20 protein-coding genes are annotated in these 25,487 nt (G+C 69.2%); 16 read left to right on the forward strand and 4 right to left on the reverse strand.

The features are described from left to right. Positions 1 to 2: 2 nt before the first annotated feature. The 3 genes from AB4Z18_RS14130 to AB4Z18_RS14140 are packed head-to-tail and all read left to right on the forward strand — an operon-like array spanning position 3 to position 8,428. The gene (locus AB4Z18_RS14130) at positions 3 to 3,026 is read left to right on the forward strand and encodes an alpha-mannosidase (protein WP_441783366.1); all 3,024 of its coding nucleotides are present in this window, start codon (positions 3 to 5) and stop codon (positions 3,024 to 3,026) included. A 10-nt stretch (positions 3,027 to 3,036) separates the two neighbouring features. Next, positions 3,037 to 6,171, forward strand: a complete 3,135-nt coding sequence (locus AB4Z18_RS14135; RefSeq protein ID WP_441783367.1) for a glycoside hydrolase family 2 TIM barrel-domain containing protein — start codon at positions 3,037 to 3,039, stop codon at positions 6,169 to 6,171. Between the two features lie 34 nt (positions 6,172 to 6,205). Further along, entirely contained in the window at positions 6,206 to 8,428 is a 2,223-nt protein-coding gene (locus tag AB4Z18_RS14140; protein ID WP_441783368.1) for an alpha-galactosidase, read from the forward strand. An 11-nt stretch (positions 8,429 to 8,439) separates the two neighbouring features. On the opposite strand, the gene AB4Z18_RS14145 is transcribed toward AB4Z18_RS14140, so the two are convergent. Beyond that, positions 8,440 to 9,120, reverse strand: coding sequence for an SDR family NAD(P)-dependent oxidoreductase (locus AB4Z18_RS14145; RefSeq protein ID WP_441783369.1), 681 nt, complete (start codon positions 9,118 to 9,120; stop codon positions 8,440 to 8,442). Positions 9,121 to 9,223: 103 nt separating this feature from the next. Between AB4Z18_RS14145 and AB4Z18_RS14150 the strand changes: the two genes are divergently transcribed. The 12 genes from AB4Z18_RS14150 to AB4Z18_RS14205 all read left to right on the forward strand — a co-directional run bounded on the left by AB4Z18_RS14150 (position 9,224) and on the right by AB4Z18_RS14205 (position 21,442). Beyond that, positions 9,224 to 10,057, forward strand: a complete 834-nt coding sequence (locus AB4Z18_RS14150; protein WP_441783370.1) for a helix-turn-helix transcriptional regulator — start codon at positions 9,224 to 9,226, stop codon at positions 10,055 to 10,057. A gap of 237 nt (positions 10,058 to 10,294) precedes the next feature. After that, positions 10,295 to 11,272 (forward strand): ABC transporter substrate-binding protein, encoded by a 978-nt coding sequence (locus AB4Z18_RS14155; protein WP_441783371.1) that lies wholly within the window; start codon positions 10,295 to 10,297, stop codon positions 11,270 to 11,272. Positions 11,273 to 11,364: 92 nt separating this feature from the next. Then, on the forward strand, positions 11,365 to 12,858 hold the full coding sequence (locus AB4Z18_RS14160; protein ID WP_441784010.1) for a sugar ABC transporter ATP-binding protein: 1,494 nt from the start codon (positions 11,365 to 11,367) through the stop codon (positions 12,856 to 12,858). Further along, positions 12,855 to 13,901 carry an ABC transporter permease gene (locus AB4Z18_RS14165; RefSeq protein ID WP_441783372.1) on the forward strand — a complete coding sequence of 349 codons (1,047 nt, stop codon included), beginning with the start codon at positions 12,855 to 12,857 and terminating at the stop codon, positions 13,899 to 13,901. Before AB4Z18_RS14160 ends, AB4Z18_RS14165 begins: the two co-directional genes overlap by 4 nt. Then, complete coding sequence (locus AB4Z18_RS14170; RefSeq protein WP_441783373.1) at positions 13,898 to 14,917, forward strand: ABC transporter permease subunit; 1,020 nt, start codon at positions 13,898 to 13,900, stop codon at positions 14,915 to 14,917. The genes AB4Z18_RS14165 and AB4Z18_RS14170 overlap by 4 nt, the downstream gene beginning before the upstream one ends. A gap of 61 nt (positions 14,918 to 14,978) precedes the next feature. Next, positions 14,979 to 16,523 carry a sugar ABC transporter ATP-binding protein gene (locus tag AB4Z18_RS14175; protein WP_441783374.1) on the forward strand — a complete coding sequence of 515 codons (1,545 nt, stop codon included), beginning with the start codon at positions 14,979 to 14,981 and terminating at the stop codon, positions 16,521 to 16,523. 13 nt (positions 16,524 to 16,536) lie between these two features. Beyond that, complete coding sequence (locus tag AB4Z18_RS14180; RefSeq protein ID WP_441783375.1) at positions 16,537 to 17,556, forward strand: LacI family DNA-binding transcriptional regulator; 1,020 nt, start codon at positions 16,537 to 16,539, stop codon at positions 17,554 to 17,556. A 28-nt stretch (positions 17,557 to 17,584) separates the two neighbouring features. Then, positions 17,585 to 18,490 (forward strand): NAD(P)-dependent oxidoreductase, encoded by a 906-nt coding sequence (locus AB4Z18_RS14185; RefSeq protein ID WP_441783376.1) that lies wholly within the window; start codon positions 17,585 to 17,587, stop codon positions 18,488 to 18,490. A 62-nt stretch (positions 18,491 to 18,552) separates the two neighbouring features. Then, positions 18,553 to 18,993, forward strand: coding sequence for a VOC family protein (locus tag AB4Z18_RS14190; RefSeq protein WP_441783377.1), 441 nt, complete (start codon positions 18,553 to 18,555; stop codon positions 18,991 to 18,993). Positions 18,994 to 19,085: 92 nt separating this feature from the next. Beyond that, on the forward strand, positions 19,086 to 20,159 hold the full coding sequence (locus AB4Z18_RS14195) for a DNA glycosylase AlkZ-like family protein (protein WP_441784011.1): 1,074 nt from the start codon (positions 19,086 to 19,088) through the stop codon (positions 20,157 to 20,159). 82 nt (positions 20,160 to 20,241) lie between these two features. After that, positions 20,242 to 20,976: an alpha/beta fold hydrolase gene (locus AB4Z18_RS14200; RefSeq protein ID WP_441783378.1), complete on the forward strand. Its 735-nt coding sequence runs from the start codon at positions 20,242 to 20,244 to the stop codon at positions 20,974 to 20,976. After that, positions 20,960 to 21,442 (forward strand): hypothetical protein, encoded by a 483-nt coding sequence (locus AB4Z18_RS14205; RefSeq protein WP_441783379.1) that lies wholly within the window; start codon positions 20,960 to 20,962, stop codon positions 21,440 to 21,442. The genes AB4Z18_RS14200 and AB4Z18_RS14205 overlap by 17 nt, the downstream gene beginning before the upstream one ends. Positions 21,443 to 21,458: 16 nt before the next feature. On the opposite strand, the gene AB4Z18_RS14210 is transcribed toward AB4Z18_RS14205, so the two are convergent. The 3 genes from AB4Z18_RS14210 to AB4Z18_RS14220 form a co-directional block, all read right to left on the reverse strand. Beyond that, entirely contained in the window at positions 21,459 to 22,343 is an 885-nt protein-coding gene (locus tag AB4Z18_RS14210) for a PhzF family phenazine biosynthesis protein (protein ID WP_441783380.1), read from the reverse strand. 15 nt (positions 22,344 to 22,358) lie between these two features. Next, positions 22,359 to 23,588, reverse strand: coding sequence for a hypothetical protein (locus AB4Z18_RS14215; protein WP_441783381.1), 1,230 nt, complete (start codon positions 23,586 to 23,588; stop codon positions 22,359 to 22,361). A 99-nt stretch (positions 23,589 to 23,687) separates the two neighbouring features. Beyond that, positions 23,688 to 24,365, reverse strand: coding sequence for a TetR/AcrR family transcriptional regulator (locus tag AB4Z18_RS14220; protein WP_441783382.1), 678 nt, complete (start codon positions 24,363 to 24,365; stop codon positions 23,688 to 23,690). Positions 24,366 to 24,453: 88 nt separating this feature from the next. On the opposite strand from AB4Z18_RS14220, the gene AB4Z18_RS14225 reads away from it, so the two are divergent. Continuing rightward, a complete protein-coding gene (locus tag AB4Z18_RS14225) occupies positions 24,454 to 25,482 on the forward strand; it encodes an NAD(P)-dependent alcohol dehydrogenase (protein ID WP_441783383.1) in 1,029 nt (342 codons plus the stop codon). The last annotated feature ends 5 nt before the right edge of the window (positions 25,483 to 25,487 follow it).

The raw sequence follows: 25,487 nt of genomic DNA on the forward strand, positions 1-25,487 counted from the left end.
GCGTGGCAGAGGAGTTCAACCCGAACGGACGGTCGCGGCTGGATGCCGAGACGCTCGCCATGCAGCGCGTGCGCCGGTTCACCCGGTTCCGCATCCAGCCGGCCCTCTACCGCGAGTCGCGCCCCGTCTCCATCGCCCGGTGGCAGGTCGACGGGGAGCCGGTGCCGTTCGCGGAGGCGGTGAACCGGCCGTTCGAGCCCGTCAAGGTGGGTGCCGCCTGGGGGCGGCCATGGGACACGGTCTGGTTCGACGTCCGCGGCGAGGTCCCCGCCGACTGGCCGACCGATGAGACGGAGCTCGTTGTCGACCTCGGATTCACTGGGGAGCAGCCCGGCTTCCAGGCTGAGGCGACGGCGTACCGTCCCGACGGCTCGATCGTGAAGGCGATCGAGCCCTTCAACGCGTGGGTGCCCCTCCCCGCCGGTTCGTTCCGGCTGCTGCTGGAGGCGGCGGCGAACCCGATGATCCAGGTGCCGTACGAGTATGAGCCGACGCCGCTCGGCGACAAGGCCACCGCGGGCGAGGACCCGATCTACCGGCTGGCGCGGCTCGAGATCGCCCGGCGCGACCTCGCGGTGTGGGAGCTGTTGCAGGACGTCGTCGCGCTCGATGGTCTCGTCGAGGTGTTGCCCCGGGACGGCGCCAGGCGCGCGCAGATCGTGCACGCGCTGGAGCGGATGGTCGACGTGATGGACCCCGACGACGTGCCCGGAACGGCCGCCGCCGGACGGGACGCGCTCGCCGCGGTGCTCGCCGCGCCCGCCGCATCCAGTGCCCTCCGGGTCTCCGCCGTCGGCCACGCGCACATCGACTGCGCCTGGCTGTGGCCGACGCGCGAAACGGTCCGGAAGGTCGCCCGGACGTTCGCGAACGTGCTCGACCTCATCGAACGCGACCCGGAGTTCGTCTTCGCGGCGTCCTCCGCCCAGCAGTACGCCTGGCTGAAAGACAGCCAGCCTGAGCTGTTCGAGCGGGTGCGCACCGCGGTGGCTGCTGGGCGCATCCGGCCGGTCGGCGGGATGTGGGTCGAGTCCGACACGAACATGCCCGGCGGCGAGGCGCTGGCCCGCCAGTTCGTGATGGGCAAGCAGTTCTTCCTTGAGGAGTTCGGGGTCGAGAGCGACGAGGTCTGGCTTCCCGACTCCTTCGGGTACAGCGCTTCGCTCCCTCAGATCGCGCGCGCGGCCGGGGCGCGGTATTTCGTGACCCAGAAGCCGTCGTGGAACGAGACCAACCGGATCCCCTTCTCGAGCTTCCAGTGGGAGGGCATCGACGGGTCGCGGGTGTTCACGCACCTTCCACCGGCCGACACCTACAACTCCGATCTCGGGGCGCTCGATCTGGCGCGCACCGAGCGGACGTTCAGCGAGAAGGGTTCGGCGCGCGAGGTGCTCGGCTTGTTCGGCTGGGGCGACGGCGGAGGGGGTCCCACACGCGAGATGCTCGCCCAGGCCGCCCGCAAGCGTGACCTCGAGGGATCGCCCCGGGTAGTGCTGTCCGATCCGCAGTCGTTCTTCGCGGCCGCCGAGGCCGAACTCACGAACCCGCCCGTCTGGGTCGGCGAGCTGTACCTCGAACTGCACCGCGGCACGCTCGTCTCGCAGCAGGCGACCAAGCGCGGTAACCGGCACAGCGAGGCGCTGCTGCGGCAGGCGGAGCTGTGGGCCGCGACGGCAGCCATCCTTCGCGGCACGCCGTACCCCTATGCGGAACTGCAGGATGCCTGGCGCACCGTGCTGCTCCAGCAGTTCCACGACATCCTGCCGGGCAGCTCCATCGCCTGGGTGCACCAGGACGCCGAGGCGGCCTACGAACGGGTCGCGGCGATCCTCGGTGGGATCATCGATTCGTCCCTCGGCGCGCTCGCCGGCGACGGGGACGCCCTGCTTGCTGCCAACTCAGGGCCGCTCGCGCAGCACAGCGTCCCGGCGATGGGGATCGGGCAGGCGTCTGCTCCTGAGGCCGCCGCGCCACGCGCCGAAGCGGACGTGTTCGTGCTCGAAGACAACGCGCTCCGGATCGCCGTCGACACGAGGGGCACGCTCGTCTCGGTACGGGATCTGGTCGCCGACCGCGAGGTGCTGCCCGAGGGGATGGCCGGCGGGGTGCTGCAGCTTCTGCGTGACACCCCGCGCGAATGGGACGCCTGGGACATCAATGAGGAGGACCAGCGCTCCGGACGAGAACTTCTCGAGCCCGTGACGGTGCGCATCGACGGAGACGCGGTGGCCGTCCGGCACGAATTCGGCGGGTCGACTCTGGAGCTGCGGATCCGGCTGGTCGACGGTCGCGTCGATTTCGGGTTCGAGATCGACTGGCACGAGTCGCAGAAGCTGCTCAAGCTCGCTTTCCCGCTCGACGTGCGAGCCGAGCGAGCGGCATCCGAGATCCAGTTCGGCCATCTGCACCGCCCCATCCACCGCAATACTTCGTGGGATGCCGCACGGTTCGAGACTGTCGCGCATCGCTGGGTCCAGGTGGGGGAGCCGGCCTGGGGTGTCGCGATCGCCAATGACGTGGTCTATGGCCACGACATCCGCACCGTGGCGGCGCCCTCCGGACGACCGATGGCGATGGCCAGACTGTCACTGCTGCGGGCGCCGCTCTATCCGGACCCGGGCGCCGACCAGGGTGCGCACAGCTTCACGGTGAGTCTGCGCCCCGGGGGCATCCCCGAGGCGATCGAGGACGGCTACCGGCAGAGCCTGCCGCCGCGACCGACGCGCGGCACGCCGGTGGCGCCGCTGATCTCGGTCTCCGACCCGGCCGTGATCGTCGAGGCGGTCAAGCTGGCGGAGGACGGCAGCGGTGACCTCGTGGTGCGGCTGTACGAGGCGCACGGCGACCGTTCGTCGGCGACGGTGACGACCTCGATCGACTGGGATGCGGTGGAGGCGACCGACCTGCTGGAGCGTCCCGTCGAGACGGCCGCCATCCTCTCGTCGTCGCAGCGTCGGCTCGAGCTGGATCTGCGCCCGTTCGAGCTACTGACCGTGAGATTCCGCGCGCCGCGCGCCGCGGAGTGAAGGAAGACATATGCAGGAGACGGTTCACTACCTCAACGACGTCGGCCCCGGACGGGGCCGACGTCGCGCGGCCCGATCGTGGCTGCACTCGGATGCGCCGACCATCTCGCTGAACGGCGATTGGCGGTTCCGCCTCCTGACCGGGGTCCCCGGCAGCCTGGGAGCGCCCGACGCCCTGCCCGCGGGTGAGGGGCCGGAGTCGTTCGCAGACCCGGCGTTCGATGACTCGGGCTGGGACGACCTGCCCGTCCCCAGCCACTGGGTGCTGCACGGGGAGGGTCGGTACGGTTCGCCGCAGTACACCAACGTGCAGTTGCCGTTCCCGCAGGATCCACCGTTCTCACCCGACGAGAATCCGACCGGTGACCACCGTCGTACGTTCTCGCTGCCCTCGGGGTGGCTGGACCGGGACGTCTACGAGGCGGTCGTGCTGCGCTTCGACGGGGTCGAGTCCCGCTACCGGGTCTGGCTGAACGGAACAGAGATCGGCGTCGGCACCGGGTCGCGACTGGCGCAGGAGTTGGACGTGACGGAGGCGCTCAGGGAGGGTCTCAACACCCTCGCCGTGCGCGTGCACCAGTGGTCCGCGTCCACCTACATCGAGGACCAGGACCAGTGGTGGTTGCCGGGCATCTACCGGGACGTGACGCTGCAGGCGCGTCCGCTCGGCGGGATCGAGGACCTGTGGGTGCGGGCGGGATACGACCAGCGGAACGGCGCCGGAGTCCTGGAGACGGAGCTCCGCGCGGAGGACGCGGCCTTCCCGGTGCGGCTCCTGGTCCCCGACCTCGGCATCGAAGTCGAATGGGCCGATGCCTCAGCTGTCACGCCGATCCGGATCGGGGAAGTCCAGCCGTGGACGGCGGAGAGCCCCCGGCTGTACGACGCGACCGTGGTCAGCCGGGACGGCGCCGAGACGATCGCGCTGCGGCTGGGGTTCCGGACGGTCGAGATCGTGGGCGACCGTTTCCTCGTCAACGGGCGGCGGGTCGTGCTGCACGGGATGAACCGGCACGAGACCCATCCGGACCTGGGTCGTGGATTCGACGAGGAGTTCGTCCGGCGCGACCTCGAGTTGATGAAACGCCACAACGTGAACGCGATCCGCACGGCGCACTACCCGCCGCATCCTCGAGTGCTCGATCTCGCCGATGAGCTCGGCTTCTGGGTGATGCTGGAGTGCGACATCGAAACGCACGCGTTTCACCACGGCGGGAGCCAGTTCGAGCCGGGCACCGACGAATGGATGGGCAACCCGAGCGAGGATCCGGCCTGGCGGGCGACCTACCTCGACCGCATCGAGCGCACGGTCGAACGGGACAAGAACCATCCCAGCATCGTGATGTGGTCGCTCGGAAACGAGTCCGGTACCGGCGCGAACCTCGCGGCGATGGCGGAGTGGGTCCATGCACGCGATCCTGAGCGGCCGGTCCACTACGAAGGCGATCACGCCGGCGATTACACCGATGTCTACTCGCGGATGTACGCCTCCATCGCCGAGGTCGAGAGCATCGGCAGCGACTCGACATCGCTGCTTCTGAACGCATCCGGGGCGCAATCCGCACGCCAGCGCACCAAGCCGTTCCTCCTCTGCGAGTACGTGCATGCGATGGGTAACGGCCCGGGTGGGATTGAAACCTACGAGAACCTGGTGGACCGGTTCCCCCGTCTCCACGGTGGGTTCGTGTGGGAATGGCGCGACCACGGCATCCGTACCCGCACACCCGACGGAGTCGAGTTCTTCGGGTACGGCGGAGACTTCGGCGATAGCGGAGTGCACGACGGCCACTTCTGCATGGACGGCATGGTGATGTCCGACGGCACGCCGACGCCGGGACTGGTGGAGTTCGCCGCTGTGACGGCGCCCATCCGCTTCGCCATCGATGTCGCCGAGCAGAACGTGAGAGTGACGGTCAGCAACCTGCGTCACTCGGCGGACGCCGGCGACCTGGTCTTTCCCTGGCGGATCGAGCGGGACGGAGCGACGATCGTCGCTGGAGTGCTCGACGTCGCGGATCCTGACGGTCGACCGCTGCCCGCGGGCGAATCCGTCGTCGTCGAAGTCCTCCTCGATGAGGAGCTTCTCCGCAGGGGCGCTGGGGAGGTCTGGTTCACCGTCACGGCGGCGCTCGCGGCCGACACGCTGTGGGCGGCGGCGGGCCACGCGCTCGCCGCCTCGCAGGCACCTCTGCCGCCCGGGCGCCCGGTGGCAGTCTCGGATGCGGCGCCGGCCGCAGCGAGCCGTCCCGGCCGCCGGCAGCCGTTGGAGGTCGCGGGACGCTACGCACTCGGCCCGGCCGAGTTCGCGGACGGGCGGCTGATCGCCCTCGCCGGTACGCCCGTCACCGGCCCGCGCCTGCAGCTGTGGCGCGCTCCGACCGACAACGACGGCGGATCGCACATGGGGAGTTACGACGTCAGCGACCCGATGGAGGGGCGCGGGCTGGGGGTCCCCGGGCCTTCGTACGCGTCGCTCTGGCGCGAGGCAGGGCTCGACCGGCTGAGTTCTCGCGTCCTCGACGTCACGAGGACCACTGACACGCTCGAACGGCGAACCCGCTGGGCCGCTGCCGACACCCGTGTCGCTGTGACGCTCCACGAATCGTGGGAGACGGACGGAACCACGGTGCGGCTCAGCGTGCAGCTGATCCCGAGCTCCCGGTGGAACATCGTCTGGCCGCGTCTCGGAGTCCGTTTCGACCTGCCGCTCGAGGTCGATGAGGCGGAATGGTTCGGCACGGGGCCGGGGGAGTCGTATCCGGACTCGCGGAGGGGTGTGCTCGTCGGTCGCTATCGGGCCGAGATCGACCAGCTGACCGTTCCGTACGCGTGGCCGCAGGAGAGCGGCCACCGCAGCGATCTGCGACGGCTCGACCTCCTCGCGCGGGGAAGTGAATGGCTCCGGATCGATGCGGAACAGGATGCGCGCGGCCGAGGACCGGGCTTCACCCTCGCGCGTCACACTGCCGAGGAGGTGGGCGTAGCAACTCATCAGCACGAGCTGCCCGCCCGGGTTGCGACGTATCTTTATCTCGACGCCGCTCAGAACGGACTCGGATCGCGCGCCTGCGGCCCCGACGTCTGGCCGGATGCCCTCCTGCGTCCCGAAGCCCGTTCGCTCGCCTTCCGATTCGCGGCCCTGTGACACGCTGACCATGCACCTCGACGATGGAGATTCCGTGCCGGAGATCACCCCAGCCTTTCCGGATTCAGACCGGACGGAGTTCTCGCCGGATCTGCTGCTGCACCTCAGCGCCGGGGGCGTCAGTGTCGTCCTCGACGCCACGACGGCACGGCTGCCCTCGGTCGTGCACTGGGGAGCATCGCTCGGTCCTCAGACCACCGAGAGCGTAAGCGCGCTGGCCGCCGCCGCCCAGGAGCCCGACACCGGGAACGTGGTCGATCAGGCCGTGCGGGTGGCCATCCTTCCTGAGCACCACGCCGGGTGGGAAGGCCGGCCCGGCCTCGCGGGCCACCGGAGCGGTGCCGGCTGGTCGCCGCTGTTCACGGTCGCGTCCGTCGCCATCGTCACCGCCGACGGCACCCAGCCGCGACGCGACGGGCGCCTCGTGGAAGCGGGCCCGGCCATCGTCACGTTCCACGCACGGGATCACGTGGCGGGGCTGGGTCTCACGCTGGAGTTCGAACTCCTGGCGAGCGGGCTGCTCCGTGCCCGTGCGACCGTGAGCAACCTCGGGCAGGGCATCTACGCGCTGACCGAACTGAACATCGCCTTCCCGCTTCCAGCGCGCGCCCGCGAGATCCTGGACTTCGCCGGCCGCTGGAGCAAGGAGCGCATCCCGCAGCGCAGCGAACTCGTCGTCGGTACTCACGAACGCGAAGGCCGGAAGGGTCGCACCGGTTCGGACGCAGCCACGGTCCTCAGCGTCGGCACGCCCGGTTTCGGGTTCGAGCACGGAGAGGTCTGGGGCGTCCACGTCGCCTTCAGCGGCAATCACCGGCACTACGCGGAGCGCCTCTCCACAGGATCGCAGGTGGTCGGCGGGGGCGAGTTGCTGCTCCCGGGCGAGATCCTGCTCGATGAGGGCGCGAGTTACCGCGGGCCGTGGCTCTACGGCGCCTACGGCAATGGGCTGGATGATCAGGCGCACCGCTTCCACCGCTTCCTGCGAGCGCGCGGGACACACCCGTCCCGGCCTCGCCCGGTCACGCTCAACGTCTGGGAGGCCGTCTACTTCGACCACGACCTGGACCGGCTGATCGGCCTCGCCGATCGTGCGGCGGGGGTCGGCGTCGAGCGCTATGTCCTCGACGACGGCTGGTTCGCGGGTCGCCGGGACGACACCCGGGGACTGGGCGACTGGACCGTGGACGCCGACGTCTGGCCCGATGGTCTCGGCCCCCTCGTCGACCACGTCCGGGGCCTGGGTATGGAGTTCGGGCTCTGGTTCGAACCGGAGATGGTCAACGAGGACAGCGAGCTGGCTCGGGCGCATCCCGAGTGGATCATGCAGACCGGTGGCCGCCTCCCGATCCGGTCCCGGAACCAGCAGGTCCTGAACCTGGGGATCCCTCAGGCCTACGAGCACGTCCTCGACCGGATGACGAGCATCCTCACCGAGTACGACATCGCTTACATCAAGTGGGATCACAACCGCGACCTGATCGACGCGGGTACGTTCCCGACGGGCGCGGCCGGCGTGCACGAACAGACGCTCGCCGCTTACCGGCTGATGGACGAGCTGAAGCGTCGTTTTCCCGGGCTCGAGATCGAATCGTGCTCCTCGGGCGGGGGCCGAGTCGACCTCGGGGTCCTGGAACGGACCGACCGCGTCTGGGTCAGCGACTGCGTCGATCCGCTCGAGCGCCAGCAGATGAACCGCTGGACGATGCAGCTCCTCCCGGCCGAGCTTCTCGGATCGCACGTCGGCTCAGGAGTGAACCACACGACGGGGCGCGCCCACGAGCTCTCCTTCCGAGCGGGAACGGCCGTGTTCGGCCACTTCGGCATCGAATGGGACCTTGCGCGAGCGAGTGAGCGGGACATCCACGACCTCGCCCAGTGGGTCGAGTTCTACAAGCAGCACCGTGCCCTGATGCACAGCGGTGACCTCGTGCGCGCAGACGAGATCGATCCAGCCTTCCAGCTGTATGGAGCGGTCGCCGCCGACAAGACGGAGGCGCTCATGTTCCTCGCCTTCGTGGGCCGATCGGACGAATCTCCGCACGGCCGGTTCACGCTGCCGGGCCTCGACCCCGACAAGCGCTACCGCGTGGCTCCCGTGATCGTCGGCACGCCCGACCGCGGCCGCGCCGAACCCCAGTGGTACGGGGACGGGTCAGGAGTGGTGCTCAGCGGTCGGGCGCTCGCCGTGGCCGGCCTCCAGATCCCGCGGTCGCTCCCCGAGCGAGTGGTCATTCTCCACGTCACCACGGCCTGACGGACGAGGGCTCAGTACTCGATCCGGCCGTGCCGATTGTGGAACTCGCCGGTCGGTCCGTCGGCGCCCAGCAGTGCGAGCGCCACAGTCGCGTCGGTCCCCTCGGTGACGGTCTGGTGGCCGCTGTGCCGGTTGAAGTCGGTCGCGGTGTAGCCGGGGTCGCTCACGTTCACCCGGAAGTCGGGCAGGTTCTTCGCGTACTGCACGGTCAGCGCGATGACCGCTGCCTTCGACGCGGCGTACGGGATGCCGCGCACCGGGAACTCGTCGTGGTCCTCCGCGGTCAGGAAGCGCGGCCAGCCGACACCCGAGGCGACGTTCACGATGACCGGGTTGGCCGACTCCCGAAGCAGGGGGAGGGCGGCCTGAGTGACGCGGACGATGCCGACCACATTCGTCTCGAGCACGTCGGCCATGGCGGCCGGTGTGAGGTCGTCGACGCCGTGCGAGCTGCCCAGGATGCCCGCGTTGTTGACGAGGACGTCGAGGTGCGGCAGGCTCCTGATCGCGGCATCCACGCTGGCCTGGTCGGTGACATCCAACTGCACAGGATGCGCGCCGAGCGCGCGCGCCGCGTCGCCGCCGGCGGTGTCCCGCATTCCGGCGAAGACGGTGTGACCCGCTTCGATGAGGCGGCGGGCGGTTTCGAGGCCGAGGCTCTTGTTTGCCCCGGTGATCAGTGTGGTTGTCATGCCTTAGAGCCTGCGCCCGAACCGCCCGATCTCCCAGGCACTCCTCGACGGTGGGACCGGCAGTACCACTCTGGGCCGGCCCCTCTGGAGGAGGATGGATCTCATGAGTGAGTTCGCGAGTGTGCTTCGGTCGTGGCGCGCGCGGGTCACTCCGGCGGACGTCGGCCTCCCCGTCGGTGGACACCGCCGCGCGCCCGGCCTCCGGCGTGAAGAACTGGCCGCCCTCGCCGGTATCAGCGTCGACTACATCGTGCGCCTCGAGCAGGGGCGCGCGACGAATCCTTCCCCGCAGCTGCTGGGAGCGCTGGCCGTGGCGCTGCGGCTCACGGACGGCGAACGCGACCACCTCTACCGGGTCGCCGGGGCGGCACCCCCGTCGCGCGGGATGGTCCCCCGCCACATCGGCCCCGGCGTCCAGCGCATCGTCGACCGGCTGAGCGACGTGCCGATGGCCGTCTTCACGGCGAGCCACGACATCCTGCTGTGGAACCCGCTCTGGGCAGCGGTGAACGGCGACCCGTCCCGCTTCGTCGGCATCGAGCGCAACCTGGTCTGGCGGCACTTCACCTCGGATCACGACGGCATCGAGTACGACGCCCAGCATGCGGAGGAATTCGCGAGCGACCTCGCCGCCGACCTGCGCTCAGCGGTGGGACGCTACCCGGACGACTCCGGCCTCGCGCACCTCGTGACGCGGCTGCGCGCCGAGTCGCCGGAGTTCGAGCGCCGCTGGGCCGAGGCACGCGTCGCGGAGCATCGGTCGAGCCGCAAGACCGTGACGGGCACGCCGGCCGGCCCGATCACGGTGGACTGCGACGTGCTCGCGGTGCCCGGCAGCGATCTGCGGATCGTCGTCTACACGGTCGCTGCGGGCAGTGCGGATGAGGCGCGACTCGACCTGCTGCGGGTGACCGGTCTTCAGACGTTGAGTGTGTGACGGCTGCCGGTCCGCAGTCGTTGTGATCCCTCACATTTGGGCAGCAGGAGCGATCGAGGGCACGCAAATGTGCCCAGTTCCCTTGCCTATCGGCTAGCCGCCGTTACCAGATCGTTACCACGACAGTGTTGCTCCTGGCCCCAATGTGAAGGCTAACATTGCGACCATCCTGCTTCGGATCCCGATTCGCAGGCACTGTGGCCGGCGACGTCCGGTACCCGAACAAGGAGGTTTGGAATGAAGAAACTTGCGGGCGCTATCGCCGCCCTCGGACTCATGGCCGTCGCACTGACCGGCTGCTCGGCGGGTGGAGCCGGTGGAGCGGGCGGGGGCGGTGGCGACAAGGTCATCACCGTCGGCTTCGCGCAGACCGGCTCGGAGAGCGGTTGGCGGGCGGCCAACACCCAGTCCATGAAGGAGGCCTTCTCGTCGAAGAACGGCTTCAAGCTGATCTTCAACGCGGCCGACAACAAGCCCGAGAACCAGATCGCCGCCGTCCACAGCTTCATCAACCAGGGCGTCGACGCGATCGTGATCGCCGCCGTCGTCACGACCGGCTGGGACGACGTCCTCAAGGAGGCGAAGGACGCGAACATCCCCGTGATCCTCGAGGACCGCACCATCGACGCCGACCCGAGTCTCTACGCCAGCTGGATCGGCGACGACTTCAAGAAGGAAGGCGAGACGGCCGGCAGCTGGGCTGCGAAGGCGGTCGGCAGCACCCCGACGAACATGGTCGTGCTCGAGGGGACGACCGGTTCGGCCCCCGCGATCGACCGTGCCAAGGGCTTCTCGTCCAGCATCGGCGGCACATCCATCACCACGCTGGACTCGCAGACGGGCAACTTCACGCGTGCCGATGGCAAGACGGTCATGGAGGGCTTCCTGCAGAAGTACGGCAAGAAGATCAACCTGCTCTTCGCGCAGAACGACGACATGGGGCTCGGAGCGCTCGACGCCATCAAGTCTGCGGGACTGACGCCCGGCCAGGACATCAAGATCGTCACGATCGATGGCACCAAGGACGGCCTCACCGCCCTGGCCGACGGCCAGTTCAACTACGTCGTGGAGTGCAACCCGCTGCTCGGCGAGCAGGTCGCGACGGTGGTCAAGGACGTGATCGACGGGAAGAAGGTCGAGAAGGCCTACACCGCGAAGGACCTCGCGTTCGACCAGGCGGCCGCCAAGGAAGCGCTGCCGACACGCAAGTACTGACCGGATGAGCCGGGCCACGGGGCGCGATCGCGTCCCGTGGCCTTCTCGATCAAGAAAGTAGGGTCCAGGACGTGACCGACAATGTCGTCGAGATGCGAGAGATCTCCATCTCATTCCCCGGGGTGAAAGCGCTCGACCAGGTCGACTTCACCTTGCGCCCGGGGGAGATCCATTCGCTGCTCGGCGAGAACGGGGCCGGCAAGTCCACCCTGATCAAGGCGCTGACCGGCGTGTACCCGATCGATAGCGGGCGCATCGCCGTCGACGGGGAGACCCGGACGTTCGCCGGAACGGCCGACGCCCAGGCCGCGGGCATCGCCACCGTCTATCAAGAGGTCAACCTCTGCTCCAACCTGTCGGTGGGCGAGAACGTGATGCTCGGCAACGAGAAGCGCGGACACTTCGGTGTGGACTGGCGGGCCACTCACAAGGAGGCGTCGCGCTTCCTCGGGGAGCTGGGCCTCGACATCGATCCGCGTTCGCCGCTCTCGTCGCACTCCCTCGCCGTGCAGCAGCTGGTCGCCATCAGCCGGGCCGTGGTCGTCGACTGCAAGGTCCTCGTCCTCGACGAACCGACGTCGAGCCTCGACCGGTTCGAGGTCGAGCAGCTGTTCGCGGTGATGCGGGCGCTGCGCGATCGCGGCGTCGCCATCCTCTTCGTCTCGCACTTCCTCGACCAGATCTACGAGATTTCTGACCGGCTCACCGTGCTGCGCAACGGTCGGCTCATCGGCGAGTACGCCGTCGGCGCGATCGGCCGCACCGAGCTGATCGCGGCCATGCTCGGCCGGGAACTGGCCGAGTTCGAATCCATCGGGCGGTCGGCCGACCGGCAGGTGGACCGCGAGGGCGCTCCGGTGCTGAGCGCCACGCTGCTCGGCCGGAAGGGCTCGGTCGAGCCGTTCGACCTGGCGGTCTACGACGGCGAAGTGGTCGGCATCGCCGGCCTGCTCGGCTCCGGGCGCACAGAACTGGCGCGACTCGTGTACGGCGCCGACCGCGCCGACCACGGCCGCGTCTCGGTCCGAGGGTCGGCTGCGCGACTGACCAGCCCGCGCCATGCCGTCGACCAGCGCATCGCCTTCTCGTCGGAGGACCGCAGGGAAGAAGGGATCATCGCCGACCTCACCGTCGCCGAGAACCTCATCCTGGGCGTGCAGGCGAAGCGCGGGTGGCTGAGGAGGGTGCCGAAGGCGGAGCAGACGCGGATCGTCGGTAAATACATGGAGTCCCTCGGGATCCGGCCGGCCAATCCGCACGCGCTGATCCGCAACCTGTCGGGCGGGAACCAGCAGAAGGTGCTGCTCGGGCGCTGGCTGGCCACCGACCCTCAGCTGCTCATCCTCGACGAGCCGACCCGCGGCATCGACATCGGGGCGAAGGCGGAGATCCAGCGGCTCATCGTCGAGCTCGCCTCGGGCGGTCTCGCTCTCATCTTCATCTCGTCCGAACTGGATGAAGTGGTGCGCCTCTCGCAGCGGGTGGTAGTCATGAGGGATCGTCGCAAGATCGCCGAACTGGACAATGAGAGTCACCCGGATGTCGACGACATCGTCGCACTGATCGCCAAGGAGGGCGCAGCATGAGGACGATCTTCAAGCATCGGCTGGTCTGGCCGATCGGGGCGCTCCTGGCGCTGATCGTGCTGAACACGATCTCGCGCCCGAGCTTCCTCAGCATCACCGTCAAGGACGGTGAGCTCTACGGGTCGCTCATCGACATCCTGCGCAACAGCGCGCCGCTGATGCTCATCGCTCTCGGCATGACACTGGTGATCGCGACGCGGGGTATCGACCTGTCGGTCGGCGCCCAGATGGCGATCGCGGGCGCGGTGGCGCTGACGATCATCAAGGGCTCCGATTCGCCGAGCAGCCTCGGGACGGTGAGCACGGCGATTCTCACCGCCGTCGTGATCGGGCTGCTGTTCGGGCTCTGGAACGGCTTCCTCGTGGCGGTGCTCGGCATCCAACCGATCATCGCGACGCTGGTGCTGATGCTGGCGGGGCGGGGCATCGCGCTGCTGATCACCGGCGGCTTCATCACGACCATCACGAGCACTCCGTACGCGTACATCTCTCAGGGGTACGTCTTCGGGCTCCCCTTCGCCTTCATCGTGTCGATCGGGGCGATCATCGTGATCAGCCTCCTCGTGCGCCGGACAGCGCTCGGCGTGCTGACGGAGTCCGTCGGCATCAACCCGTCGGCGAGCCGCCTGGCCGGGGTCCGGTCGCGCGGCATCGTCTGGAGCCTGTACGGCCTCAGCGGCCTGCTCGCCGGCATCGCCGGCATCCTCTACAGCTCCAACATCATGGCCGCGGATGCGAACAACGCCGGCCTGAACATCGAGCTGGACGCCATCCTCGCGGTGGTGCTCGGCGGCACGTCGCTCGCCGGCGGCAAGTTCTCGCTCGCGGGCACGGTGATCGGCGTCTTCATCCTGCAGACGCTGACCTCTACCATCACGTTCCTCGGGGTGCCGCCGGCGGTCACGCCTGTCTTCAAGGCGATCGTCGTCATCATCGTCTGCCTCTCGCAGTCGCGGCGGGTGCGCGCCTGGCTCGGACGGTTGCGACCACCGCAGCCCCGTATCGCCGTATCGCCCGCCGAAACCGAAAGGAGCGCGGCATGAGCGCCACCCCGATCCTCGAACCGACCCGCACCGTCCGCGTCACGCCCAGCTGGCGGCACCGGCTGAGGAACAAGGCGTCGTGGGCGCCGGTCCTCGCCGCGGTGACCATCCTCATCCTGATGCTCGCCGCCGGGCAGCTGTATTTCGGGACCTTCGTCACCCCGCGCATCCTGTCTTCGCTGTTCGTCGACAACGCGTACCTGATCGTGCTCGCGGCCGGAATGACCTTCGTCATCCTGAGCGGCGGGATCGACCTCTCCGTCGGTGCGGTGATGGCGTTCACTGGGATTCTGGCGGCGAAGATGCTCGCCGCCGGCATCCCGACGCCCCTGGTGATACCGCTCATGATCGCGGCCGGAGCCCTCTTCGGTCTGACCATCGGCATCATGGTCCACTACTTCGACGTGCAGCCCTTCATCGCGTCGCTCGCCGCCATGTTCCTCGCGCGTGGCCTGTGCTTCGTCGTCAGCCTCGAGGCGATCCAGGTCAAAGAGCCGGCGGTGCTGTGGCTGCAGTCGACGAAGCTGGGAGCCGGCGGCTGGTACATCACGCCGACGGTCATCATCGCCCTGCTCGTCGTGGCGGTGGCCATCTGGGTGCTCGGCTACACCCGCTTCGGCCGCACGGTCTACGCTGTCGGCGGCAACCAGCAGTCCGCTCTGCTGATGGGTCTCCCGGTCGCACGCACGCGCGTCCTCGTGTATGTGATCAGCGGGACGTGCGCCGGGATCGCGGGCCTCCTGTTCACGTCGTACACCGCTGCGGGCTACAGCCTCAACGGCATCGGCACGGAGCTCGACACGATCGCAGCCGTCGTCATCGGGGGCACACTGCTCACCGGCGGGAGCGGCTACGTCATCGGCTCGCTGGTCGGCGTGCTGGTCTACGGCGTCATCAAGGTGTCCATCACGTTCCTCGGCGCCGACGCGTCGTGGACTCGGATCACGATCGGCATCCTGCTGCTCGCGTTCGTCGTCGTCCAGCGCCTCATCGTCGCCCGGACCAGCAGGAAGTGAGCACCGGCCGATAGTAGTGTGGACAGCGTCACCCAGGGCGGACAAGGAGCGCGAGGCGACGATGCATGTCGACCCGGTCGTGGAGGTCAGCGGCGCATCCGTGCGGTTCGCGGGCGACGCGGCGCTCTCGAACGTGGACTTCCGGATGTTCCCCGGCGAGGTCCACTCGCTGATGGGGGAGAACGGGGCCGGGAAGTCGACCCTGATCCGGGCGATCACCGGCGTCATCCGGCTCGACTCCGGTGTCGTGCGACTGGATGGCGTGCCGCGCACGTTCTCGAACCCCCGGCAGGCCCAGAAGGCCGGCATCCGCACGGTCTACCAAGAGGTGGACCTGCTGCCGAACCTGACCGTCGCCGAGAACATCATGCTCGGGCGCGAGCCGCGCCGGCGGGGAGGCATCGACTGGGGACGGATGCGATCCGACGCGCGGGATGCGCTCGGCAGTCTCGGCCTCGACATCGACCCCGCCAGCCCCCTCGGCTCGTATTCTCTCGCGGTGCAGCAGCTGGTGGCCATCGCCCGCGCGGTCTCCGCCGACCTCAAGGTGCTGGTGCTCGACGAACCGACGTCGAGCCTCGACCAGGACGAGGTGACGGAGCTGTTCCGCGTCATCCGCGAGCTGCGATCGCGCGGCGTCGCCATCCTCTTCGTCTCGCACTTCCTCGAGCAGGTGTACGAGATCTGCGACCGGGTGACCGTGCTCCGCAACGGTGAGCTGGTCGGCGAATACCTGACGACGGAGCTGCTGCGCATCGACCTCGTGCAGAAGATGCTGGGGCGCGAGGCGGCCGAGCTCGAGAGCGTGGAGGTGCGACCCGAGACCCAGCCCAGCGTCGAGGGGGCGACCCCGGTGCTCTCGGCGAACCGGATCGAACGGCGCGGCATGCTGAAACCCGCGGACGTAGACCTGTACGAAGGAGAGGTGGTCGGACTCGCGGGGCTCCTCGGCTCCGGCCGGACCGAACTCGCCCGTCTCCTAGCCGGGATCGACGGCATCGACGGGGGAGCCATCCTGGTCGGCGGGGCTCCCGCCCGCCTTTCCGGACCGCGGGACGGACTGCGTGCGGGGATCGCCTACTCGTCCGAGAACCGCAAGCTCGAGGGCATCATCGGGGAGTTGACCGTCCGCGAGAACATCACGCTGGCCCTGCAGGCCGAGCGGGGCTGGCTGCGCCGCATCCCTCGCGCACGCCAGGACGAGCTCACCGCGAGCTGGATCGAGGCGCTCGACATCCGCCCGGCCGACCCCGAGCGCGCTGCCGGCTCTCTCTCCGGCGGCAACCAGCAGAAGGTCATGCTCGCCCGGCTGCTCGCCCTGTCCCCTCGGATCCTGGCCCTCGACGAGCCGACCCGCGGCATCGACGTTGGGGCGAAAGTGGAGATCCAGCGGCTCGTCAGCGAGCTGGCGGAGTCCGGGATGACCGTCCTCTTCATCTCCGCAGAGCTGGAGGAGGTGCTGCGCGTCGGCCACCGGATCATCGTCCTCCGCGACCGTGAGGTCATCGCCACCCTCGACTCCGACGACGTGAGCTTCGAATCCCTCCTGGCCCTCGTCGCCAGCGCGGACCCGGACGACGAGCAGACCGACGGCGACCTCGCATGAGGCGGACGCAGAGGTGAGCGCCGAGGACAGACCGGCGAAGGTGGCGAACATCTTCGATGTCGCACGCCTGGCCAGCGTCTCGCACCAGACCGTGTCCCGCGTGCTCAACGATGTGCCCGGGGTGAGGCCGGCGACCCGTCAGCGCGTGGAGCAGGCCATCAAGCAGCTCCGGTACACGCCGTCCCCCGCGGCTCGCGCACTGGTGACGCGGCGGACCCGGATGATCGGCCTGATCACGCCGGGAAGCGCCGATTTCGGGCCGTCGTCCATCGCCATCCACTTCAACGAGGCGGCGCGCGAGGCCCGCTACAGCGTCATCAGCGTCACCTCCGTCTCGGCGGACGTCAGCTCGATCCGCGGACTGGTGGAGTCGCTGCTGCGCGAGCGAGTGGAGGCCGTGGTGCTCATCGCCGAGGATGTCGCCCAGCTCGACGTGGTTCGGAGCCTCGAGGCCGGTGTCCCGATCGTCGCGGTCGCTGCGGGCCAGCATCGCGGACCGCTCACCGTATCCATCGACCAGTACCGCGGTGCGCGCGAGGCGGTCCGCCATCTCGTGGAGCTGGGCCACCGCAACATCGCGCATCTGGCCGGCCCAGCGGTCTCCCCGGACGCCCTCGAGCGCGAGCGGGGATGGCGCGACGAGCTCGCCGAGGCGCGCCTGGTCGCGACCGAGCTCAGCCACGGCGACTGGTCGGCGGCAAGCGGGCACGAATTCGGGATGCGGCTGAGCGCGGAGACGACCTCCGCGGTGTTCGTCGCCAATGACCAGATGGCCATCGGACTCATGGCTGCGTTGCGTGCCCGCGGGCTCCGGGTGCCCGACGACATCAGCGTCGTGGGATTCGACGACGTGCCCGAGGCGGCGTACTTCGTCCCTCCGCTCACCACGATCCGTCAGGATTTCGCGTCGTTGGGGGCGTTGACGATGCAGCAGGTGCTCATCGCCCTCGAGGAGCACGAGACAGTCGCGGAATCCATCCCGATCCCTACCCGGCTGGTGCTGCGCGAGTCGACCAGCGCTCCGTCGCGCTAGCCTCCCCGGTCTGTGGCACTGTGAAACGGTGACAGCCAACGCTTCCGCGCCCCCGGCGCGCATCGGCATGGTCGGCGTCGGCCGGATGGGTTCCGGCGTGCTCGCGCGGCTGACGCCGTCGGGTCCGGTCGCGGCGTTCGACACCGATCCCACCCGGCGGGAGGTCGTGAGCGGGGCAGGCGGGGTGTGGATGGATTCGGTCGCCGCGGTCGCGCAGGTGAGCGACGTGTTCATCACCGTGCTTCCCGGGCCGGATGAGGCCGGGGCCGTCATGAACGAGGCGCTCCCTGCGTTGCGCAGCGGTGCGCTCTGGCTCGACCTCACCTCGGGAGATCCGGTCAGGGTCGCCGACCTCGCAACCGAAGCCGCTGAGCGGGGGATCGAGGCGGTCGCAGCGCCGATGGGCGGAGGCCCCGCCGACGCCGCCGCCGGGACGTTGGTCTTCTACGTGGGCGGCTCGTCCGATCCGGTAGCCCGTGCTGAGCCGATCCTGCGAGAGCTGTCCCCTGACGGCGGGATCAGGGTGTGCGGCCCGAACCCGAGCGACGGGCCCACGGTGAAACTTCTGGCGAACGCCCTGTGGTTCGCGAACGCGGTCGCTGCCACGGAAGCCCTGCTCATCGGTCAGGCCCAGGGTCTGGCGCCCCAGCACCTCCAGGCGCTTCTCGCCGATAGTGCCGGAAGCAGCACGGCGCTGACGCAGCACCTTCCGCGCATGTTCGAAGGCGACTATCTGGCGAGCTTCGGCATCGACCGGGTGGTCGAGGAGCTCGGTACCGTCGCCGCCCTCGCCCGATCGACCTCCACCGCATCCCCGATGCTGGATGCGTCCGCCGACCTCCACCGGCAAGCTCTCGCCCGCTTCGGCCCCGTTCCGGGCGAGTTGCTGGGAGCGCGATTGATCGAAGAACTGGCCGGGCGGTACTTGCGGTAGAGGACGTTACCTGGCCGCAATCTCGGTTTGACTGGTTCTTCATCGAGGGTGAAAGGACCATCATGCAGAATCCAGAGGTCGCCACGATCGTCTTCCCGGTCACGGACTTCGCGGCGAGCGTCGCCGCGTGGTCGACCGTTTTCGACGGCGGGCCGGCATATTCGAGCAGTGGTGTGGAGCGCCAGGCGGGGGAGGCCGACTTCGCCGTGTTCAAGACAGCGGACACGGAGATCGGGCTCACGTCGTTGCCGTGGACGGATGCACCGCTCGTCTTTCTCAACACGGCGGACATCGAAGCTGCGCGCCGCGACTTGATCGCGGCCGGCGCCGACGGGCTCGGGGAGGTGAAGGGAGGTCGTCTGGAGGTCCTGGGGACCGCTCCCGTCACCAACGGCGACCCGGACACCGGCATCGTGGACGTGCCCGGATCCCGGCTGGCGGCGGTGCGACTGTCCGACGGCACGACGCTCGGGCTGCGGCAGGATCTCGCCTCGACGTGGTGAGCGGGCAGGCACGGTGACCCTCCAAGAAGACGTGAGCAGGCCCTCTCACCAGCGGCCGGTCCTCCGGTAGCGTCGGGTGGGTGAGGCCCGTCATGCACCAGCTCACCCGCGATGAGGCTCGCCGCATCGCGGTGCAGGCGCAGCTGCTGGAGGCGGACCGTCCTGACGACGTCGTCGGGATCGCCGAGCAGCTCGGCGCCGTAAAGATCGACCCGACGGCCACCATCGCGCCCGCGGAGCACACCATCCTGTGGTCGCGGATCGGCTCGGGCTACGACAGGGGCCAGCTCGCGAAGACCGTCGAAGCGGACCGGTTGCTGTTCGAGTTCGACGGAGCCTTCCGTCCGGTGAGCCTGCTGCCGCTGATGCTGCCGGCCATGCGGCGCTGGCCGCGCCGGGAGAGCAGCCGCCAGTGGCTGGAGGCGAACGATGCCTTCCGCACCGACGTCCTGGCGCGATTGCGCGCGGAGGGCCCGTTGCTTGCGAGCGAGATCCCCGATACCGCCCAGGTGGTCCGGCCGCCGGACGGCTGGTACGGGCCCAACCAGGTGGTGCACATGCTCGACTTCCTGCTGCGGCAAGGGGAGGTCGCGATCGTCGGACGCGAGGGGCGCCACCGGCGTTGGGATCTCGCCGAGCGCGTTTACCCGAAGGATATGCCTGAATACGCATATGACGAGGCGGAGCGGATGCTGAACGAGCGGAGGCTGCAAGCGGCGGGCATCGCCAAGCAGAAATCTCCGTGGACGCCGGTCGGGGAGGCGGGCGAGCCGGCGGTGATCGAGGGGATGCACCAGAAGTGGCGCGTCGATCCCGAGGCACTTACGGCGCTGGAGAACGATGCGGTCGGTCGGGCCGCGTTCCTCAGCCCGTACGACGGCATGCTGTTCGATCGCCCGCGGCTGCGCGAGCTCTTCGAATTCGATTACGTGCTCGAGCAGTTCAAGCCGAAGCCGCAGCGGAAGTACGGATACTTCGCCCATCCGATCCTGATGGGCGATCGCTTCGTGGGCATGCTCGACGCCGAGGTCGACACCGATCGCGAAGAGCTGAGGGTGACGGCGGTCCACGAGTTCCTGCCGTTCGACGAGGACGAGCACGACATGGTTCGCGCCGAGATCGCGGACCTGGGTCGATGGCTGGGCGTCGACGTCCCGGAGTGGTGACGCCACGGAAAAGCACTAGCCGCGGGATGCCTCGATCGGGCATGTTGGCACAACCCTCGTCGTGCTCAGCGGAAGGTCGGACATGGACAACGGATCCCCCAGTGTGAGCGTCGTGCTCGTGCACGGCGCGTATGCGGACGGCTCGTCGTGGTCAGACGTCATCGAATTGCTGCTGCAGGCCGGCATCCCGGTGACCGCGGTGCAGAATCCGCTCACCTCTCTTGCGGAAGACGTGGCCGCGACGCGGCGGGCCGTCGAGCTCGCCGGCGGTCCCGTCGTCCTCGCCGGGCACTCCTGGGCGGGGACGGTGATCACCGAGGCGGGAGCACACGACACCGTCCGTGCCCTGGTCTACGTCGCCGCGCGTGCGCCTGACGTCGGGGAGGATTACACGGCACTCGCGGGCCGGTATCCGGCTCCTCCGGCGTCTGCCGGGCTCGTCTTCACCGACGGGTTCGGCCGGCTCACGCACTCTGCCTTCGTGGAGCACTTCGCCAACGGTGTCGAGAAGGAACGGGCCGAGGTGCTCTACGCGGTGCAGGGTCCGATCGCGCAGACGCTGTTCGCGTCACGTACGACGGCCGCAGCCTGGCGCCAGAAGCCGTGCTGGTATGCGGTCTCCCAACAGGACCACACGACCTCGCCGGACCTCGAACGGTTCCTGGCCGACAGGATGCGAGCCCGCACGATCGAGCTGCCCTCCGGCCACCTCTCGATCGTCACGCATCCGCGCGACATCGCGGACCTCATCCTCCAGGCCGTCGAGGCCGTCCAGAGCGTCGGCGAGGCGGGGCGGGTGCATGGAGCGCTGGACTGACTTCGCGGTCATCCTCGGCGGCTCCATGGGAGCGCTCGTCGGGTTGCTCTTCGTCGCCGTGTCGATCCGCGCCGACGCGATCGCCCACTCGCACCGTCTGCGCGCCCGGGTGGCGCAGATCCTCGCCATCTTCCTCGGGCTCCTGATCGCCGCCATCCTCACTGCACTCCCGAACCCCACGCTGTGGGCGCTGGGCGTCGAGTTGCTCGCACTCGCCGTCGGTCTGGCAGCGTCGCTGTGGGCGCTGGGAAGCCGGGCCCGGCGCATCCCGGAGAGACAGCGACTGGAGAAGACCCTCGACCGTCTCAACCCGGACGTGACCACCGTGGTGCTCATCGCGCTCTGTGCGGTGGGGCTGCTGTTCGGGCTGACGTGGGCGCTGTTCCTGCTCGCGCTCGCTGCCATTGTGGGAATCGTCGGTGGCGGCGTCGGCGCGTGGCTGGTCCTGGTGCGGCCGGACGAGTAGCGGTGAGCGCACCCGTTCAGAGGTTGAGCACCCCGGACCCGGTGATGACGCCCGCGCCGGAGATCGCCACGCGCTCGTCGTCGGCGGTCACGGTGATCCGGCTCGGCCGTCCCATTGCGCGCCCCTGCTCGATGATGACCGGCACGCCCGCCGGTGCGAGACCGTCGCGGACGAGCAGCGCCACCAGGGGCCCGGCCGCCGTTCCGGTGGCCGCGTCCTCCCCGATCCCGACGGTCGGGTTGAAGAACCGCGCGTAAGCGAGCGCCGAGCTGTCGGGCGGGACGGCGGTCGTGTACAGGTAGCAGCCCTCTGCGCTGGCCTCGGCGAGGACGACTTTCAGGGCGCCCGGATCCGGTCGTGAGCCATCCACGCCGTCCGCTGACGCCAACCGGACGAGGAGGTGAGCCGCCCCGGTGGAGGCAACCTCGGGAAGGCGGCGAGTGTCGAGTGCGGTTGCGGGGACGCCGAGCGCGGCGGCGAGGGGTCGAGAGTCGGTCAGCCGCGCCCCGAACTCGGGCCGCGACTGATCCATCGTGACCCGGACGCGGCCGTCGTCATCCCGGCTCAGCCGCACCTCGAGCAGGTCTTCGCCGATCTCCTGGACGAACGTCTGCCGGTCCGCCGGGAGGCGATCCGACTCGCCCAGCCAGAGCCACGCACCCATCGCATTGTGGCCGGCGCCGAAGACCTCCACGCCGTCCGGTGTGAAGGATCGCAGCCGCACGTCAGCCCGCGGGTGCGTCGGCTGGAGGAGGAACGTCGTCTCGGACTGATTGAACTCGCGGGCGATGGCGCGCATGATCGCCTCGTCGAGGTCGTCGGCGTCCGGCACGAGCGAGAGCGGGTTTCCGGTCAACGGCCGTTCGGCGAAGACGTCCACCCAGAAGAACGGGACGGTCATAGCGTGATTCTGGCCCTATTCGGCCGTCGGCTGCACGCTCACCGGGGTGTGCTCCCGTCCCCACGTCGCGAAGGTCCCGTTGAGCTCGTACTCGCCGATGGCGCGAGCACGCTGACGCGCCGGGTTGTGCGAGGAGAGGGTGCGGGCGTTGCGCCAGTGCCGGTCGAGGGCGAACCCGTTGCCGACCGCGCTGGCGCCGCCGACCTCGAACAGCTCGGTGGTCGCATCCAGGACGATCTTCGGCACGATCTGCTGCACGCGGAACACGCTGAGCGCCGAGTCCCGGAAGGCCTCCCGTCTATCGCTGCGCGAGCGCAGGTCGTCCAGCTCTCGCGCAGCGGAGAGAACCAGCCGGCGGGAGGCGTCCGCCGCGCTGCTGAGCTGGCCGACGACCTGGTGAACGAGCGCGTCGTCGCGCGGGCGCGCCTCGGAGGCGAAGCCGAAGATGCGGCGACGAGGACGGACGAACGCGACCGTGTCGCGCAGGGCGGCGGTCGCGATCCCCGCCAGGACGGCCAGGAGGGTCAACTGGAACACTGCCGCCACGTATTCTCCGGCGCCGTCGTCCTCGTCGCTCCACCGGATGATGTCGGAGTGGTCCACGGGCACGCCGTCGAACACGGTCGTCCCGCTCCCGGTCAGCGGCTGGCCGAATCCGTCCCAGTCGTCGACCGACGCCACACCGGGATGCGACGCGTCGGCGAGGACGTTGACGCGCTCGTCGTCGAGCTGTGCGGTCAAGAGGATCCAGTCCGAGTAGATGCTGCCGGTCGTGTAGTACTTGGTCCCGGAGAGGCGGAGTCCGTCGGGCGTACGGGCGACCGTGGCCGCGACATCGGCGGTGGCACTCCGCTCCGACTGGGCGTTGCCGACGAGGATCCCGTCGGCAGCTCGTGCGAGCCAGCGGTCCGCCCACTCCCGGCGCTCGTCGACGTGCAGGCTCTCGACGAATCCGATGTGCCCGCGGAACACGTGCGCGAGGTTCGGGTCGATGGACGCCAGGTGCACCAGCCGCTCGAAGAGGTCCTCGAGCGACCCGCCGAGGCCGCCCTGAGCGACCGGCACGCGTACGCCCCCGAAGCCCGCGTCGATCAGCCGGCGGACCGGCTCATGCAGCAGCTGACGGTCCCGCTCCCGCTGCGCTGTCGTGTCCCGCAGCTCGGCCGCGAGGTCGTCGATGACGGGGTCGAGACCGTCCAGCGGTGTACGGAAACGGGTCGGGGCGAGGGTCGTGGAGGAAGCCATGGGCCCGCACGTTACGCACGTCCCCAGCGCCCCGTCACGCGTCGATGTCACGGAGCGTAAGGAACGTCACACGCGCACAGCCGTCGGCCGGCACGTGCCCTACCCGCCGGACGCCAGCGCTTTCGCCAGCCCGTCGAGGATCAGGCTGATGCCGAAGTCGAACTCGTTGCCGAAGTCGTAGCCGGGCTGGAAGACGTGCTCGGTCGCCAGTTCGACGAGGTTCGGGTATTCGCCCGGTTCGAACGGCTGCATGATCGACTCGGCGACCTCGGTTGCTGTGCTCGAGTCGAAGGGGAGCGCCGCCTCCTGGAGCGCGAATCCGTAGACGTAGCTGTCGAGGAGAGCGTAGGCGTGCGCGGTCGTGGCCACGGAGAATCCGGCGCCGCGCAGCACGCCGATGATCCGGTCGTGGTGGCGGAGCGTCGCCGGCCCGGGCGTGGACCGTGACTCCAGCAGAGTGATCGCCCAGGAGTTGCGGGCGAGCACGTGACGTGCCGAGAGCGCCCACGCATGCAGCTCCCTCGACCACTCGCCGTCGAGCGACGGCAGTTCGATCTCTGCGAACACCAGATCGACGATGCCGTCCAGGATCTCGCTCTTGTTCTTCACGTAGTAGTAGACGGACATCGGCTTCACGCCGAGGCGTTCGGCGAGAGACCGGATCGTCAGCGACGCGATCCCGGTCTCCCCGGCGATGGCGATGGCCGCGCGCAGAACGCGTTCCCGGCTCAGCCGGCCTGGCGCTGCAGCGTGGTCGGTGGCCTCTTCTGCAGTCATGTGTTTACCCTATCGCGTTTTGGTACTTAGTACGATACAGTTTCGTACTAAGTACGGAACGGCAGCTCGCCGACCGGAAAGGAGCGTCATGTCATCCCTCAGCAACCCGGTCAGCGCCGCTGACCAGCCGGACGGATCGCACCCCAAGGTCTCGATGCGTGCGATCGCGCAGGAACGATACGGCTCCGCCGACGTCCTGGAACTCCGGACGATGCCGCGTCCGACCCCCGCCACCGGCGAGGTGCTGGTGCAGGTCCGCGCCGCCGGCCTCGGCCGCAACACGTGGCACGTGATGACGGGCAAGCCGTATGCGATGCGGCCGGCATTCGGGATGAGAGGCCCGAAGCAGCCGGTCGCGGGTCAGGATGTGGCAGGCACCGTCGTCGAGGTCGGTGACGGAACCACCCGGTTCTCAGTCGGCGACGAGGTGTTCGGAGTGGCCAAGGGCTCCTTCGCCGAGTACGCGGTGGCGTCGGAATCCCGACTTGCGCACAAGCCGGCGGGCGTCAGCTTCACGGACGCCGCATCCGCTCCGATCTCGGCCATCACCGCCATGCAGGCCATCCGGCGAGCCGGCCTGACCGCCGGCCAGACGGTACTGGTCATCGGCGCCTCAGGGGGCGTCGGCAGCTTCGCCGTGCAACTCGCCAAAGCCGCCGGAGCCGAGGTCACCGGCACGTGCAGCACGTCGAAAGTCCCGTTCGTGCGGGAGCTCGGTGCCGACCACGTCACCGACTACACCCGCACCGGATCCACGGAGAGCGGCCAGCGCTACGACGTCATCCTCGACATCGGCGGAAACGCCCCACTCGGGCGGCTTCGCCGGGCGCTCACCCTCTCCGGTGTGGCGGTGCTGGTCGGCGGTGAGAATGCCGGCGACTGGGTCGGGATGAGCAGACAGGCACGAGCCCTCGCCCTCAGCCCGTTCATCCGTCAGCGTCTGCTCATGCTGATCGGCACACAATCGACGGCCGATCTCGACGATCTCGGCGAGCTTCTCGCGGCGGGCACCATCACTGCGAGGGTCGACGCGACGTTTCCGCTCGAAAGTGCTCCGGATGCGATGCGCTACCTCGAAGCAGGGAAGGCGCAGGGCAAGATCGTCATCACCGTCTGATTTCG

The sequence above is a fragment of the Leifsonia sp. 2TAF2 genome (assembly GCF_052115085.1).
GTDB lineage: Bacteria > Actinomycetota > Actinomycetes > Actinomycetales > Microbacteriaceae > Leifsonia.